The following is a 14,535-nucleotide window of genomic DNA, read 5'->3' as shown; positions in this document are numbered from 1 at the left end:
CTCCGACCGGTTCTCACTGTGCCGCACTTCGCGCCGCCGGTCCCGGTGGGTGCACGAGTGTGAACCCGAATTTAGTGGCGCCGTATCGGCTTCGCCCGAAATATTAGAATGACTCTAGCGCGTACCGGCGCCGGTTTCACGGCCCGATTGCGTCTCACCGGATTGTCCTATGCAGATCCCGCCCCGCGGAACGCGTGCGCCCCGTTGGGCTCGCCTTGCGGATCCCTGCATCTCCGTTCGCGGGGAAGGGCGGGCGGTTCCGCATCGCTCCCTCCCCCCTCTGCGGGGGAAAGGGGTAGAGCGCGCGGCCGTCCGTCACCATTCGACGGGCACCGCGCATGCCTAGGAAGAAGCGTCCCCGGCGCCTGATCAACCGCTACGCCCAGTCCCGTCTCTACGACGTGGAGACGCGCAGCTACGTCTCGGTGGACCGGCTGAAGGAACTCCGCAGCGAGGGTTTCGAGGTGGTGGTCCGCGAGGTCGAGACCGGGCGCTTCGTCAGCGACGAGGTGCTGCGCCCGGGGCTCGACGCATGAGCCGGCCCATCCCCGGCGATCGGTGCGCGCGCCGATGACGCTGAACGCGGAATCGCACGCCCGCACCACCGAGGCCGAGGCGGTCGAGCCGGAGGGCCCGGACTATGGGGTGGCCGCCCGGCCCCCCTCGGTCCCGCCGCGCCGCCGCGGCGGCGTCCGCGTGCTCCTCCTCCTGGCCCTGGCCGGCCTCGCGGCCGCGGGCTGGATCGAGCGGGCGCCCCTCCTCGCCGCGCTGGGCCTTGCCCCGCCCGCGCCGAGCACGCCGGCGGCGGAGACCGACAGATCCGATGCGGCGCCCGAGAACCCCGATCGCGTCACCCTCGATGGGGCGGGGCGGACGCGGATCGATCTCGCCTTCGGGACGGCCGAGACCCGCCGGATCGTGCTGCCGGTGCGCGTCCCCGGCACGGTCGCCTTCGACGAGCGGCGGGTGACCCATCTCAAGCCGCGCACCCAGGGGCGGGTGCTGAGCCTCGCGGTCCAGCCCGGCGACCGGGTCGAGGCGGGCGAGACCCTGGCGACCCTCGACGCCGCCGGCCTCCTGGATGCGCGCAACGGCTACCTCGCCGCGCAGGCGTCGCTGGGCGAGGCGCAGGCCTCCGAGGCGGTGGCGGCGCTGCAGCTCAAGCGCGGCCAGGAGCAGCTCAAGTTCGGCGGCGTCGCCCAGGCCGAGGTGGAGCGGCGCCAGGTCGATCTCGCCAAGGCGCAGGCGGCGGTGAAGTCGGCACAGGCCAATGCCGAGATGTACCGGGCGCAGTACCAGCGCCTCGCCCCGACCGGGGGGGGCGCCCCCGGAACCAGCGCGGTCACGACCCCGATCGCCGGGGTCGTGACCAGCGTCGGCGTGACCCTGGGCGAGGTCGTCGACACCACCCGCGACGCGTTCACGGTCGCCGACCCGGCCCGCATCCTCGTGCTGGCCAGCCTCTACGGGCCCGATATCGGGCGTGTGAAGGCCGGCGACACCGCCTCGGTGGAGAGCCCGATCCCGGGTCAGGCCCCCCTCGAGGGCCGGGTCCGCTCGGTGAACGCCGCCCTGGATCCGGCCACCAACACGGCCCCCGCCCGGATCGAGCTCGACAACCCGGGCGATCTGCTGCGCGCCAACATGTTCGTCTCGGTCACGATCGCGGCGGATCTCGGCCGGGACGGCGTCACGGTCCCGGCGGCCGCGATCCAGCAGACCGAGCAGGGGCCGATCGCCTTCGTGCGCGTGGCCGAGGACCGGTTCGAGCGGCGCGCCCTGACGCTCGGGATCCAGCGCTCCGACTGGGTCGAGGTGCGGAGCGGCGTCGCGGCCGGCGAGACCGTGGCGACGAAGGGCAGCTTCGGGCTCAAGGCGATCCTGCTGCGCAGCCTGCTCGGCTCGACGGATTGAGGCGGCCGTGAAGACCTGGTTCGCCCTCCTGATCCGCCGCCGGTTCCTCGTCCTGATGATCGCGCTCGCCGCCGCCGCGGGGGGCGTGGCCAACCTCGAAGGCCTGTCGATCGACGCGGTGCCGGACATCTCGCCCAAGCAGGTGATGATCCTGACCCTGTCGCCGGGGCTCGGGGCGCTGGAGGTCGAGCGGCTCGTGACCTTCCCGGTGGAGAACGCCATGGCGGGGGCGCCGAGCCTCACCGGGATCCGCTCGACCTCGCGGGCCGGGGTTTCGGCGGTCTACGTCACCTTCGCGGACGGCGTGCCGATCACGGAGGCGCGGGCCCAGGTCTTCCAGCGCCTGCCGGCGGCCAGGAGCATGATGCCGGCCGGCGTCGGCGACCCGCAGATGGGCCCGATGGCGACGGGGCTCGGCGAGATCTACCAGTTCGAGCTGCGCGGGCCCGCCTACACGCCGATGCAGCTCCGCCGCACCCTGCAATGGACGATCGCGCCGAAGCTGAAGCTCACCCCCGGCATCGCCGACGTGAACATCTACGGCGGGCAGATGCCGACCTACGAGGTCCGGGTCTCGGCCGACGCGCTCCGCCGCTACGGCGTCGGCCTCGCCCAGGTCTTCACGGCGCTCGCCGACAACAACGCCGCCCGCGGCGGCGCCTATATCGAGCACAACGACCAGCAGGAGACGATCCGCGGCCTCGGCCTCGCCAAGGGGCCGGAGGACATCGCCAACATCGTCGTCGCCACGGGGCCCGGCGGCGTGCCGGTGACCATGGGGACCCTGGGGACGGTGCTGGAGGCGCCAAAGGTCCGGCTCGGGGCGGTGACGCACGACGCGGCGGGCGAGACGGTCGTCGGCATCGCGCTGATGCAGCTCGGCGACAACGCCAGCGCGGTGGTCGGAGAGGTCAAGAAGACCATCGACGCGCTGCGCCCGCAATTGCCGCCGGGCATGGAGATCGTCCCCTATTACGACCGCAGCGCGCTGGTGGACCGCACGATCCACACCGTGGAGCACAACCTCCTCGAAGGCGCGGTTCTCGTCATCGTGGTCCTGCTGCTGCTCCTCGGCAATCTCCGCGCCGGCCTGATCGTGGCCGCCGCGATCCCGCTCGCGATGCTGATGGCCTTCGCGGGCATGCGGCTGCTCGGCCTGTCGGGCAACCTGATGAGCCTGGGGGCCATCGATTTCGGCCTGATCGTCGACGGGGCGGTGGTGATGGTCGAGAACGTCCTGCGCGCCCGCGGCACGCATCCGGACCGGCCGCCCGAAGACCTGATCCGGGACGCCGCCGCCGAGGTGGCCAAGCCCGTGATGTTCGCGGTGGCGATCATCATCCTGGTCTACGTGCCGATCCTCGCGCTGGAGGGCGTGGCCGGCAAGATGTTCGTGCCGATGGCGCTGACCGTGATCCTGGCCCTGTCGGGCTCGCTCGTCGTCACCATGACGCTGATGCCGGCGCTCGCCGCGATCTTCCTCGCCGGCCGCGGCGTCGGCGAGCGCGAGACGCGCCTCGTCCATTGGATGCGGGCCGCCTATACGCCGCTGCTGAGGGCGGCCGAGCGCCACGCCCTGGCGACCGTGCTGGCGACGCTCGCCCTGTTCGCCGGCTCCTGCGTGCTGGCGACGCGCCTCGGCGGCGAGTTCCTGCCGAAACTGTCGGAGGGCTCGATCGTGATCACCTCCGAGAAGCTGCCCGGCATCGATCTCTCCGCCTCGCTCGCCACGGTGACCCGTATCGAGCGGGTGCTGAAATCGTTCCCGGAGGTGAAGCGCGTCGTCTCGCTCACCGGCAGCGCCGAGATCCCGACCGACCCGATGGGCGTCGAATCGACCGACAGCTTCATCACCCTCACCGATCCCGACACCTGGACGACCGCCGACACGCAGGAGGGCCTCGTGGCGGCCTTCGACAAGCGCCTCAAGGAGGAGGTGCCGGGGGTGGCCTACACCTTCTCCCAGCCGATCCAGATGCGCATGGACGACCTGCTGGAGGGCGTGCGCGGCGACGTGGCGATCAGCCTCTACGGCGACGACCTGAAGACCCTCAAGGACACGGCCGACGCCATCGTGCGCACCGTCTCCGGGATCGACGGGGCAGCCGACGTGAAGGCCGAGGCGCAGGCCGGCATGCCGGCGCTCACGATCCAGGTCGACCGGGCCAAGGCGGCCCGCTACGGCATCAACGTGTCGGATGTGCTCGACATGGTCGAGAGCATCGGCGGCCGCACCAGCGGCGTCGTCTACGGCGACGACAACTCGATCACCGAGATCGTGGTCCGGCTGGACCCGGCCGACCGCAGCGACCTCGAGCGGATCCGCGCCCTGCCGGTCGGCCGGTCCGGCGGCGGCGATCCGGGCCGGGAGGCGGGCAGCCGGATGATGGTGCCGCTGTCGATGGTCGCCAGCGTGGACGTGGCCTCCGGTCCGGCGCAGATCAGCCGCGAGCGCCTGCAGCGGCGGATCTCCGTGCAGGCGAATGTCCGCGGCCGGGACGTCCAGAGCTTCGTGGATGCCGCCAAGGCCGCCGTCGCCCGGCAGGTGACGCTGCCGCCGCGCTATTCCCTGGTCTGGAGCGGGCAGTTCCAGAACCTGCAGGAGGCGACCGCCAGGCTCACAGTGGTGGTGCCCGCGGCGCTCGCGGCGATTCTCGTCCTGCTGGTGATGATGTTCGGCGACATCCGCCTCGCCGGGCTGATCTTCCTCAACGTGCCGGTGGCCGCCACCGGCGGCATCCTGGCGCTGACCTTGCGCGACATGCCGTTCTCGATCTCGGCGGCGATCGGCTTCATCGCGACCTTCGGCATCGCGATCCTGAACGGCGTCGTGCTGACGAGCTACATCCGCGACCTGGAGGCGACCGGCCTCGGGCCCCGGGAGGCGGCGACGCGCGCGGCCGAGATGCGGCTGCGCCCGGTGATGATGACGGCCCTGGTGGCGGCGTTGGGCTTCCTGCCGATGGCCCTGTCCACCAGCGCGGGCGCCGAGGTGCAGCGCCCGCTCGCCACCGTGGTGATCGGCGGGCTGATCTCGGCGACCCTGCTGACGCTGGTGGTCCTGCCGGCCGTCTATCCCTGGGTGGCGGGCCTGCGCCTGCCGGGGCGGACGGGCGGGACGGCGCCGGTTCGCCCCGCCCGGGTGCAGGAGGGCGCCGATGCCTGAGGGGATGGACTGAAGGTCCTTCTGCGCGGGGTGATCACGGAGGGGCGCGTCTGCCTCCCCCGCAAAGGGGCCAGCGGATTCACACGTCTCGGTCTGACACCAACGCTCTGAAAAAAGAGCGTTTTCCCCCTCCCCCTTGCGGGGAGGGGCCAGGGGTGGGGGTGGAGCAGGATCGAGCGCCCCGGTGCCGTCTGCACCACCCCCACCTCCAACGCCTCCCCGCAAGGGGGAGGAGAGAGCCCGTCGGCCCGCGATAGGTGACCATTGCAGCGCAAAGGGGGAGGAAGCGTGGGACGTCTGCTCCGCCAAACTTGTCGGCCGGACGATGCGCCCGAACCCGATGTGCCGATCGGCAAGCCCGCAGCGGAGGGAAGCGGCACCCTGTAACGTTTTGTGACAACGGCCGTTTTGCGCGTTGCCGTGCCGCCCGGCCGGCCTATCCTGCAAGCATGACCGACGGCACCACCATCGCCATCGTCGAGGACGATCCCGAGATCCGCGCGCTGCTCGCCGGCTACCTCGAAGGCGAGGGCCTGCGCGTCGTCGCCCTCGATGGCGGCGCGAGCCTCGACCGGGCGCTGGCCGCGGGACCGGCTCCGGACCTGATCGTGCTCGACTGGATGCTGCCGGGCGAGGACGGGCTCTCGATCTGCCGCCGCCTGCGCGGGGCGGGCGGACCGCCCATCGTGATGCTGACCGCCAAGGACGAGGACATCGACCGGGTGCTCGGCCTGGAGATGGGCGCCGACGACTACGTCTCGAAGCCGTTCAACCCGCGGGTGCTGCTGGCCCGCATCCGCGCCGTCCTGCGCCGCACCGGTGCCGCCGCCCCCGCCGCAGAGGCCGGCCCCAAGACCCTGAGCGTGGCCGATCTCGCCATCAACCTCGCGGCGCGCACCGTGGTCACCGGCGAGCCGGCCGTCGAGATCCCGCTGACCAGCGCCGAGTACGACCTGCTGCACTGCTTCGTCACCCGGCCCCAGCGGGTGCTCTCGCGCGACCAGCTCCTCGACTGGACCCGCGGCCGCACGGCGGACGCTTTCGACCGCACCATCGACGTGCAGGTCAGCCGCCTGCGGCACCGGCTCGACGCGGCCGGCAGCGCCGCGGCGGGCCTGATCAAGACCGTGCGCAATGCCGGCTACATCCTGGCCGCGCCGGTGACGACCGGGACGCCGTGATGGCGCGGATCGGGCTGCTCGGGCGGATCATGCTGGTCCTGCTGGGCGCGCTCTCGCTGCTGGTCGTGGCGACCTTCGGCATCGACCGCTGGCAGCGCAGCCAGGAGGGCCGGCCCTACGCCTCCCGCTTCCCGCGCCTCGATCAGGCCGCCGGCATCATGGCGCTGATGCGGGATGCGGATCCGGCCCGGCGGCCGGCCATCCTGAAGGCCGTGAACGGCGAGGCCCTGCGAACCGAGATCGTGGACGCGCCGCCCGACCCGGCGGGGATGATCCGCGAGCCCGTCTTGGAAGGGCGTCTGCACCGGCTGACCGGCGACGCCGATGACGACGGCATCCGCGCCTTCACCGAGGCCACCATGCTGTACCGGGGCATCGGCCCGGCCGACCGCGCCGCCGGGACCGGGCAGCGGGCCATGGGCGGCCTGGCGCTCGCGACCTACCGGCTGCCGGACGGGCGGATGCTGATCATCTCGACGATCACCCGGCACCGCTCACTCATGCCGTGGCTGCTCGGGCAGCCCCTGAGCCTGTGGGTGGCGGTGCTCGGCGTCGTGGTCGCCGGCCTCGTGATCGTCGGCGCCCGGCACGAACTCGCCCCGTTGCGGCGCCTGACCGAGGCCGTCTCGCGCTTCGACGGCCGCGCGGCCGAGCGGACCGTCGCGCCGCAGGGCGCCCCGGAGATCCGGCGCCTCACCCAGGCCGTGCAGGCGATGCAGGAGCGCATCGTCGGCCTGATGGCCGAACGCTCGCTGCTGATCGGCGCGATCTCGCACGACCTCAAGACGTATCTCACGCGCATGCGCCTGCGCGCCGAGGGCATCGCCGAGCCGGACCGGCGCGACCGGCTGATCGACGATCTCGACGCGATGACCGCGCTGATCGACACCTCGCTGGGCTTCGCCCGGGGCACCGCGGCCGGGGTCGGACGGTCCCCGGTGGACCTCGCCGACATCGTGGCGGTCGAAGTCGCCGAGCATGCCGCGCAGGGCGCGCGGATCAGCCTGTCGGGGGAGGAGGTGTCGGATGCCACCGTGGCGGGCGACGCGGTCGCCCTGCGCCGGGTGTTCGCCAACCTCATCGGCAACGCCGTAAAGTTCGGGCGCTCGTCGGTCGCCGTGGCGGTGCGGCGCGCCGGGGCGGCCTGCCAGGTCGTGGTCGAGGATGACGGGCCGGGCATCCCGGAGGCGGAGCGCAAAGCCGTGTTCAGCCCGTACTACCGCGTGGAGCGGTCGCGGAACCGGCAGACGGGGGGCACCGGGCTCGGGCTCGCCATCGCCCGGCAGATCGCCGAGGCGCATGGCGGCACCATCGTGGCCGAGGCCGCACCCTCCGGCGGCGCGCGGCTCGTGGTGACGCTCCCGGCCCTCGCCTGACCGGTGATCGGGCCGGTGGAAACGCGACTGCAAGCTGCGGTCACACAACGTTACGACTCGGCGCGAACGCGTCATATCGGGGCACACCCTGGGGACGAACCTTCGCTCAACCCGATGCGGCACGCCCGCCGCCGGGACACGGGATCGGGACGGCCGCGCGCCACGCCCGGTTCCTCCGCGCAGAAGGAAACCCGCGATGTTGAAGGTCCTCGCCCCCGCCGCCCTGCTGGTCGCCCTCGCGGCCCCGGCCTCGGCCCTGCCGCTGGTCCAGGACGCGGTCTCAACCGGGCCCGGCGACGCGCGGATCATCCAGGTCTACGGCGGCTGCGGGCCCTACGGGCACCGGGGTCCCTACGGCGGCTGCCGCACGGGCGGCCAGTGGGGCGGCTACGTCCGCGGCCGTTCCTGCCCGGCGGGCTTCCACATCGGCCCCTACGGCCGCCGCTGCTGGCCGAACTGATCGCCCGTCCCTGAAACCCGATGCGTCCGGCCGCGCGCCGGACGCGCATCGCGCCCGATCGGAGTGCATCATGATCCGCAAGCTCGCCCTATCCCTCGCCCTGGTGTCGGGGGTGCTGCTCGCCGCGCCGGCCGCTGAGGCCCGGGACGGATGCGGCCCCGGCTTCCACCGCGGCTTCTACGGCTGGTGCCGGCCGAACTGGCGGCCCTACGCCTACCGCCCGCGCTTCTACGCCCCCGGCTACCGCCGGTTCGGTTACCATCGCTGGGGCGGCTATCGCTGGCACTATCGGTATCATTACGCGTGGCATCGCGGCTGGCACCGCGGCGGACACCGCTGGGGCGGCTTCCGGCACGCGGGCTGGCACCGGCGCTTCTGAGGGCCCAAGCCCGGCATCCGAGGCGGCGGGGTCGGCCCGCGCAGTGGCCGGGCACGTCCACCGTTCGGAACCGGTGCGGGCTCTCCGTCGCGCCCGCGGGAGAGTCCGACAGGCGGGCCCGGAACGCGGCGACGCTATCCCGGACGGCGTCGTTCGGGACGACGCCGCTGCCCGCGATGCCGCTCAGTCGAACCCGACCACGGCGTGCGGGACGTAGGGCGCCTCCAGGGCCGCGATCTCCGCGTCGCTCAGGTCCAGCGACAGAGCCGCCACCGCATCGGCGAGGTGGTCGGGCTTCGTCGCCCCGATGATCGGCGCCGAGACGCCCCGCTTTCCCGCCACCCAGGCGAGCGCCACCTGCGCCCGCGGCACGCCCCGCGCGGCCGCGACCCGCGCGACCGCCTCGACCACGGCCCGGTCCGCCGCCTCGCTCGCCGCGTAGAGCGTCGTGGCGTAGCCGTCGCTGCCGCTGCGGTTCGTGCCCGCCTCCCAGTCCCGGGTCAGGCGCCCGCGGGCGAGCGGGCTCCACGGGATCAGGCCGACGCCCTGATCGAGGCAGAGGGGGATCATCTCCCGCTCCTCCTCGCGGTAGAGCAGGTTGAGGTGGTTCTGCATGGTCACGAACCGCGTCCAGCCGTGGGCCTGCGCGACCTGCTGCGCCTTGGCGAACTGCCACGCGAACATCGAGGAGGCCCCGATGTAGCGGGCCTTGCCGGACTTCACGACGTCGTGGAGCGCCTCCATGGTCTCCGCGATCGGCGTCCCGTAATCCCAGCGGTGGATCTGATAGAGATCGACGTAGTCGAGGCCGAGCCGGGACAGGCTGTTGTCGATGCCGGCCAGGATCGCCTTGCGCGACAGGCCCTGGCGGTTCGGCCGCCGCTCGCCGCCGGCCGCGCCCTCGGGGAAGTACACCTTGGTGGCCACCACCGCCTCGTCGCGCCGGACGAATTCCTTCAGATAGGCGCCGACCTGCCGCTCGGAGGTGCCGGCCGAGTAGCTGTCGGCCGTGTCGAAGAAGTTGATGCCCGCCTCGACCGCCGCCCTGAAGATCGGCCGCCCGGCCGCCGCGTCGAGGGTCCACGGGTGGGCGCCGGCCTTCGGATCGCCGAAGGACATGCAGCCGAGGCAGAGCGCCGACACGTCGAGGCCTGTGGTGCCGAGCTTCCGGTAATGCATTGGGGTATCTCCGTTGGGGCATGGCCGAGGTGTGAAGCCGGGCTGCACCCCGCCAGGGGGCGAGCCATGCAGTCCGGTCAGCGGGCCGTGGTTCGAAAAGCGGAGGTCAGCCTGTTGAGCCTCACCGACCACATCGCCGCCTGGGGCGACTCACCCTTCGCGTCCGGCGCGGCGCGTGAAGCCTGGGATGTCGTCGGCGGCCTGGCCGACACGATGGGGCGGCTGCTGGATACGCTTGATGCAGGCTACGCGGTCGCGGGCGACATCGCGGTCCACCGCACGGCCCGGGTCGAGGACGGGGCCGTGCTGAAGGGGCCGCTGATCGTTGGCCCCGACTGCCTGATCGCCGGCGGCAGCCTCCTGCGCGGCGGATGCTGGCTCGACCGGGGCTGCACAGTGGGGCCGGGGGCCGAACTCAAGACGAGCCTGCTGTTCCGGGGCGCGCGGCTCGCACACTTCAATTTCGTCGGCGACAGCATCCTGGGCCGCGACGTGAACCTCGAAGCCGGCGCGGTCATCGCCAACCACCGCAACGAGCTGGCCGACCCGCGCCTGCGGATCGCCTATCGCGGCGGGGTGATCGCGGCCGACATCGCCAAGTTCGGCGCGCTCGTCGGCGACGGCAGCCGCATCGGCGCCAACGCGGTGATCGCCCCGGGCGCGATCCTGTCGCCCGGGACCGTCGTGCCGCGCCTCGGCCTGATCGATCAGAGGCCGATGGCGTGAGGGCCGGATCGCGCCCTACGCCGGCAGGACCACCACCTTCGTCTTGACCGGCGTGCGCGCGTAGAGGTGGATCATGTCCTGGCTGAGCAGGCCGACGCAGCCGCTCGTGATGCCCGTGCCGATCGATTCGGCATCGCTGCTCGCGTAGATCGTGTAGAGCGTGTAGGCGCCGTTCTGGTAGAGATGCAGGGTCCGGGCGCCGAGCGGGTTGTCGAGGCCCCCCGGCATGCCGCGGGCGTATTTCGCGGCCTCGGGCTGGCGCCGGATCATCTCCGCGGGCGGCGTCCAGGTCGCCCATTCGGACTTGCGGCCGACATAGGCGTCGCCGTTCCACCGGAACCCGTCGCGGCCGACATTGGCGCCGTACCGCGTCGCGGATCCGTCGCCCTCGACACGGTAGACGTAGTAGTTGGCGGGGTCGACGATGATCGTGCCGGCCGCTTCCTTGGTGTCGTAGGCGACCGTCCGGCGATAGTATTTCGGATCGACCTTGCTGATGTCGACCGCCGGGATCGGGAATCGCTCGTTCGGCATCGGCCCGTAGGTCTCGCGTGCCTGGGCGAGGAGCAGGCTGTCGGTGGTCCCGCATCCGCCGAGCGCGAGGGCGCCTGCACCGAACGCCGAACCGGCCAGGAATGCCCGGCGGCTGACGAGGCCCGCCTGCGGCCCGCGCCACAGGCCCGCGTCCATCCCGCCGGCACCGGTCTTCCGAGGCTCGATCGTCATGTCTCTGGACTTCCCCTGTCCCGCCGCGCGAACCGCCAAGCTGAGGGAGCCACGCCCCGGCTTAGCTGGCAAGCTCGGCTGTCTACAGTCGAAAGCAGGGGGAATGCGTCGGGAGTGTGGCCAATATCGGTCGTCACCGAGAGGCGGGCGGTCAACGCAAGGGATGTGTGGCGTTCGTGCGGGTATTCGTGCCAGCGCAGCCTCGTCCTCTGGCTGTCGTCCGAACGCTCAGGCCCGGCCGCCGATGGGGCTGGCGGCGTCACCGCCCCGGGCCGGCCGGTCTGATGGCGTGAGGCCGGCACGATCCGTTCACCAAGCCGTCCGCGCCGGACCGGGCCGTCGTCGTCCCAGCCGGGCCACCACAGCAGGACGAGCGCGAGGACCCGGTTGACGTTCGCGGGTCGACCGGCGTCATGAGAGTCGCGCGTGGCATCAGGCGCGGCGCGTGACCGTGCCTCTGGCGCGCGCAGAACGTGATGACAGGCGGCGGGGCGGCTGCTACGACCCGGCCTCGGCACCAGACTCCGTAGCTCAGCTGGATAGAGCAGCCGCCTTCTAAGCGGCAGGTCGCAGGTTCGAGCCCTGCCGGGGTCGCCAGAAATTCTGCTGTATAGTCAGCAGCTTGGTCCGCCTGATCGATTGGCCCCTGCAGTCGGGGCTGGGATCGGAGCGGGAACAAAGCGACCCATTCCGACCGCTTCGGGACAAAAGGTCCCGAGGAAAGTCCCGAGGCTGTTCCGGTTTTGTACCCATCCGATCGTCTGCCGGCCATCTGTCCCGAGAAAATTTTGTGCCTCATCGATGACCGGAAGCAGACCTTCGCGTTGCGCAGTTAGGCTTGCGGCCAGTCAAGCAATGAATGGAGCGGTGGTTTGTAAGCAGCCTTATGCGATTTGTGGGGGACCGCCATCATCAGGGCGATCGGGACGAGCCAACTCTAATAGCCTCAACTCAGCTAAAACTTTATGAGTTTTTCAGTTGATTCGCTTGTCCACTGGGGAGCATTGAGTAATACAGCTGTCCGATCAGTGGTATGCCAGATTGGTTCGTTCAGTTCCCAATAATAGAAATGAGCAGAATTTCCGTTTTCTAGATCCTTGGATAGGCCGCTTCTTCCGGATCTAGTGTATAACACAACTAAATCTCTTGCTTTGATTTCTTTATAAGGGAACCAGAACGTATAGAAAAAATGCGCGGTTGGTCCGTCGTCGACAAGACCTGATTGAGCCAGTATGAAGTCTCCTACGTCTAAATCGGAAGTCGCGCGAAGTGTGATGCGCTCATCCTTCAGGTCACCTGCTTTGATTATCGACCTAAATTCGAAGTTCATGACTTAACTACTTTCGCAACAACGCCCAGAACAATTAAGACTGCTCCTGCGATTGCCATGAGTATTCCAGCTGGTTGGCTGTCCCACATCTTCGGGGCAAGGCCCAAAAGCAGACCGCCACTTGTGAGGGTAGCGATAGAAATAATTTCAAAAGCTTTTTGCGTTTTTATCTTTTCACCGAGCAGCGTAACCTTTTTATCAGCCTGATGAAAATCTCGCTGGTAATCTTTATATTCTAAAAGTTCAGCTTACAATCTTTCGATTTCATCAGCAAGAAATCGAGCAACAACAGGCGAAGAAAACTCCTTGTCGCTGATTTCGCGCCGCGCGCCCGAATACGCTTTGCGGCGGAAGCCCTTTGGCGCAGCTTCGCCATTCGTTGGCGCGGCAGCCGGTGCTTCCGGTTCCTCTTCAACTTGAATTGGTGCGTTCACGATGCATCCCATGCCCGAGAGACTAATAGCCCCCGGGCCGATTCTTGCCAACGCGAGCTACAATGAACGTCCGTCATTAGGACCGAGCTGACACAAACTTCTTCAAAAGCGGATGCCTGCGTTTAGTGCGATGCCCACGGTCGGTGTTGCGGGGGTGTTCGCCAGGGGAGATCGCTTCACTCACAGCTACATTAGAGAAGTGATAGACTGTTGGTCCGGCTAGCCAGAAAACCGGACACCTGGAAATCTGGATTTCAGCCGTTTTTTTGGAAATAGGCCGCCACAGCTGCGCTGTAAGCAACCTCGATGCTGATGTCCTGGGTCCGGGCCGCGACCCGCATCGCCCGCGCCAAGCCACTCGGCAATCGCGTCGTGACCTTCACAAGGTCGCCTTCGCCCGGCCGCTCGATCTCGATGGGTGTCATGGCGCCTCTTTCAGGCGCAGCTTCACGCCCGGTTCCCCGCCGTTCGTAAAAACGATGCCCTCGGCCTCGAACACGCGCTGAATGGCCTCAAGGGTTGAAGCTTTCGGGTCGGACGACCCACGCTCGATGTTGTTCAGCCCCGTCGTGGAAATGCCAGCGAGCTTCGCAACCTCGGCTTGCGTAAGCCCGAGCATGGCCCGGGCCCCACGGATCTGTTCGGGCTTCAACATGGCTTGACTATAACCGCAGGCGAGAAATTATCAACTGCGGTGTTGACTTTCACAATCAAGCTGGCAATCTCAAGCGCAGTTGATACGGTATCAACTCGGGTTGAGGCCAATGTCATGAATCACGCCATCCCCCTAGTCCTCCGAACGCCCACCGAACGCCTACTGCACGCCCGCGAGGATCATGAGCGCTGCCTGCGTCTCGCAGCATCCTACCGAGTGCGTTTCGCCCGTGGGGAGCCGGAGGCCCGCGAGTTCCACGCTTGGGCGATCCATCATGCTCATACCCTTCGCATCCGATTCGCCGGCGCATTGAGCGCACCACGGGTCTCGCTGATCTGATCCGCGCCGCAGAGGCGCACCCCTTCACCACCGCCGATTTACCGCCACGAGCCCATCACGGAGCCCGAACGATGTCGCACGCCCGCACTATCCAGTCGCTTCAGCCTGTCCCGGCCCGCTGCACCTCAAGCGGCCACGATTCGATCAATGACCGCTGCCGCTTTCTCCTCAACGAGCGCCCCCCTGGCATGGACGCCGCTTTAGCACTGCTGCCGCTGGCGCAGGAAAAGTGGAGCCAGCATGTGAAGGCTCGTCGAGCCCTGCGAGCCGGGGAGACCCCGGCACGCATTGCACGGGCGGAAACCGCGTTCGAGGCCTGCTCGGTGGTAGCCGAGGCGATCATTGATGCACCCATGCCCCGCACCATGGACGGTCTCAGTGCCCTCAGCACGGCCGTTGTGATGGCCTATGAGGGGTGCCTTGACGCCTCCGACCCCGTGCACAACGCCCTGTGGCAGCTCGTCTGCGGGGTCATGATGACGATCGAGGGAAGCTCCCCGCCCAACGGGTTTGAGACGTTCTCCGCTAGTATTTGACTTCGCTTTTCGGATTAAGCGACCGAAACAAGGCGTATCTCACGTCTAACGCATGCGCGGACAAATCAAATACGTTGCCGCACAATGATTTTTGCGCATGTTTTGATACCGGCTAGTCAAATAAAACCGGCAGT

General features: G+C 69.2%; 15 protein-coding genes and 1 tRNA gene. 10 read left to right on the top strand and 6 right to left on the bottom strand.

Annotated features, from left to right (window positions below):
- Window positions 1–338 precede the first annotated feature (338 nt).
- The 7 genes from MKK75_RS11535 to MKK75_RS11505 all read left to right on the top strand — a co-directional run bounded on the left by MKK75_RS11535 (window position 339) and on the right by MKK75_RS11505 (window position 8,476).
- Entirely contained in the window at window positions 339–536 is a 198-nt protein-coding gene (locus MKK75_RS11535; RefSeq protein ID WP_244042712.1) for a polyhydroxyalkanoate synthesis regulator DNA-binding domain-containing protein, read from the top strand.
- A gap of 34 nt (window positions 537–570) precedes the next feature.
- A complete protein-coding gene (locus tag MKK75_RS11530) occupies window positions 571–1,914 on the top strand; it encodes an efflux RND transporter periplasmic adaptor subunit (RefSeq protein ID WP_244042711.1) in 1,344 nt (447 codons plus the stop codon).
- Window positions 1,915–1,921: 7 nt separating this feature from the next.
- Window positions 1,922–5,080, top strand: coding sequence for an efflux RND transporter permease subunit (locus MKK75_RS11525; protein ID WP_244042710.1), 3,159 nt, complete (start codon window positions 1,922–1,924; stop codon window positions 5,078–5,080).
- A 449-nt stretch (window positions 5,081–5,529) separates the two neighbouring features.
- Window positions 5,530–6,261 (top strand): response regulator, encoded by a 732-nt coding sequence (locus tag MKK75_RS11520; protein WP_244042709.1) that lies wholly within the window; start codon window positions 5,530–5,532, stop codon window positions 6,259–6,261.
- Window positions 6,261–7,637: a sensor histidine kinase gene (locus MKK75_RS11515; protein ID WP_244042708.1), complete on the top strand. Its 1,377-nt coding sequence runs from the start codon at window positions 6,261–6,263 to the stop codon at window positions 7,635–7,637. The genes MKK75_RS11520 and MKK75_RS11515 overlap by 1 nt, the downstream gene beginning before the upstream one ends.
- Before the next feature lie 196 nt (window positions 7,638–7,833).
- Window positions 7,834–8,097, top strand: a complete 264-nt coding sequence (locus tag MKK75_RS11510; protein ID WP_244042707.1) for a GCG_CRPN prefix-to-repeats domain-containing protein — start codon at window positions 7,834–7,836, stop codon at window positions 8,095–8,097.
- 70 nt (window positions 8,098–8,167) lie between these two features.
- Complete coding sequence (locus MKK75_RS11505; protein ID WP_244042706.1) at window positions 8,168–8,476, top strand: GCG_CRPN prefix-to-repeats domain-containing protein; 309 nt, start codon at window positions 8,168–8,170, stop codon at window positions 8,474–8,476.
- Window positions 8,477–8,659: 183 nt separating this feature from the next.
- On the opposite strand, the gene MKK75_RS11500 is transcribed toward MKK75_RS11505, so the two are convergent.
- On the bottom strand, window positions 8,660–9,655 hold the full coding sequence (locus MKK75_RS11500; protein ID WP_244042705.1) for an aldo/keto reductase: 996 nt from the start codon (window positions 9,653–9,655) through the stop codon (window positions 8,660–8,662).
- A gap of 114 nt (window positions 9,656–9,769) precedes the next feature.
- Here MKK75_RS11500 and MKK75_RS11495 point away from each other — a divergent pair, with 114 nt between their 5' ends.
- Window positions 9,770–10,381: an LpxA family transferase gene (locus MKK75_RS11495; protein ID WP_244042704.1), complete on the top strand. Its 612-nt coding sequence runs from the start codon at window positions 9,770–9,772 to the stop codon at window positions 10,379–10,381.
- A 15-nt stretch (window positions 10,382–10,396) separates the two neighbouring features.
- Here MKK75_RS11495 and MKK75_RS11490 read toward each other — a convergent pair whose 3' ends face one another.
- The gene (locus MKK75_RS11490) at window positions 10,397–11,071 is read right to left on the bottom strand and encodes a L,D-transpeptidase (RefSeq protein ID WP_409567552.1); all 675 of its coding nucleotides are present in this window, start codon (window positions 11,069–11,071) and stop codon (window positions 10,397–10,399) included.
- Window positions 11,072–11,627: 556 nt separating this feature from the next.
- On the opposite strand from MKK75_RS11490, the gene MKK75_RS11485 reads away from it, so the two are divergent.
- Window positions 11,628–11,704, top strand: a tRNA-Arg gene (locus MKK75_RS11485).
- A 358-nt stretch (window positions 11,705–12,062) separates the two neighbouring features.
- Here the strand turns inward: MKK75_RS11485 and MKK75_RS11480 are convergent.
- The 4 genes from MKK75_RS11480 to MKK75_RS11465 form a co-directional block, all read right to left on the bottom strand.
- Window positions 12,063–12,437, bottom strand: a complete 375-nt coding sequence (locus tag MKK75_RS11480) for a hypothetical protein (protein WP_244042702.1) — start codon at window positions 12,435–12,437, stop codon at window positions 12,063–12,065.
- A gap of 248 nt (window positions 12,438–12,685) precedes the next feature.
- Window positions 12,686–12,871: a hypothetical protein gene (locus MKK75_RS11475; RefSeq protein ID WP_244042701.1), complete on the bottom strand. Its 186-nt coding sequence runs from the start codon at window positions 12,869–12,871 to the stop codon at window positions 12,686–12,688.
- Window positions 12,872–13,125: 254 nt separating this feature from the next.
- Window positions 13,126–13,296 (bottom strand): hypothetical protein, encoded by a 171-nt coding sequence (locus tag MKK75_RS11470; protein WP_244042700.1) that lies wholly within the window; start codon window positions 13,294–13,296, stop codon window positions 13,126–13,128.
- Complete coding sequence (locus MKK75_RS11465) at window positions 13,293–13,526, bottom strand: helix-turn-helix transcriptional regulator (RefSeq protein WP_244042699.1); 234 nt, start codon at window positions 13,524–13,526, stop codon at window positions 13,293–13,295. Before MKK75_RS11465 ends, MKK75_RS11470 begins: the two co-directional genes overlap by 4 nt.
- A gap of 410 nt (window positions 13,527–13,936) precedes the next feature.
- On the opposite strand from MKK75_RS11465, the gene MKK75_RS11460 reads away from it, so the two are divergent.
- Window positions 13,937–14,401: a hypothetical protein gene (locus tag MKK75_RS11460; protein ID WP_244042698.1), complete on the top strand. Its 465-nt coding sequence runs from the start codon at window positions 13,937–13,939 to the stop codon at window positions 14,399–14,401.
- The last annotated feature ends 134 nt before the right edge of the window (window positions 14,402–14,535 follow it).

It is taken from the genome of Methylobacterium sp. J-030 (assembly GCF_022829545.1).
Taxonomy (GTDB): domain Bacteria; phylum Pseudomonadota; class Alphaproteobacteria; order Rhizobiales; family Beijerinckiaceae; genus Methylobacterium.
This window is presented reverse-complemented; position numbering and strand designations above follow the sequence as displayed.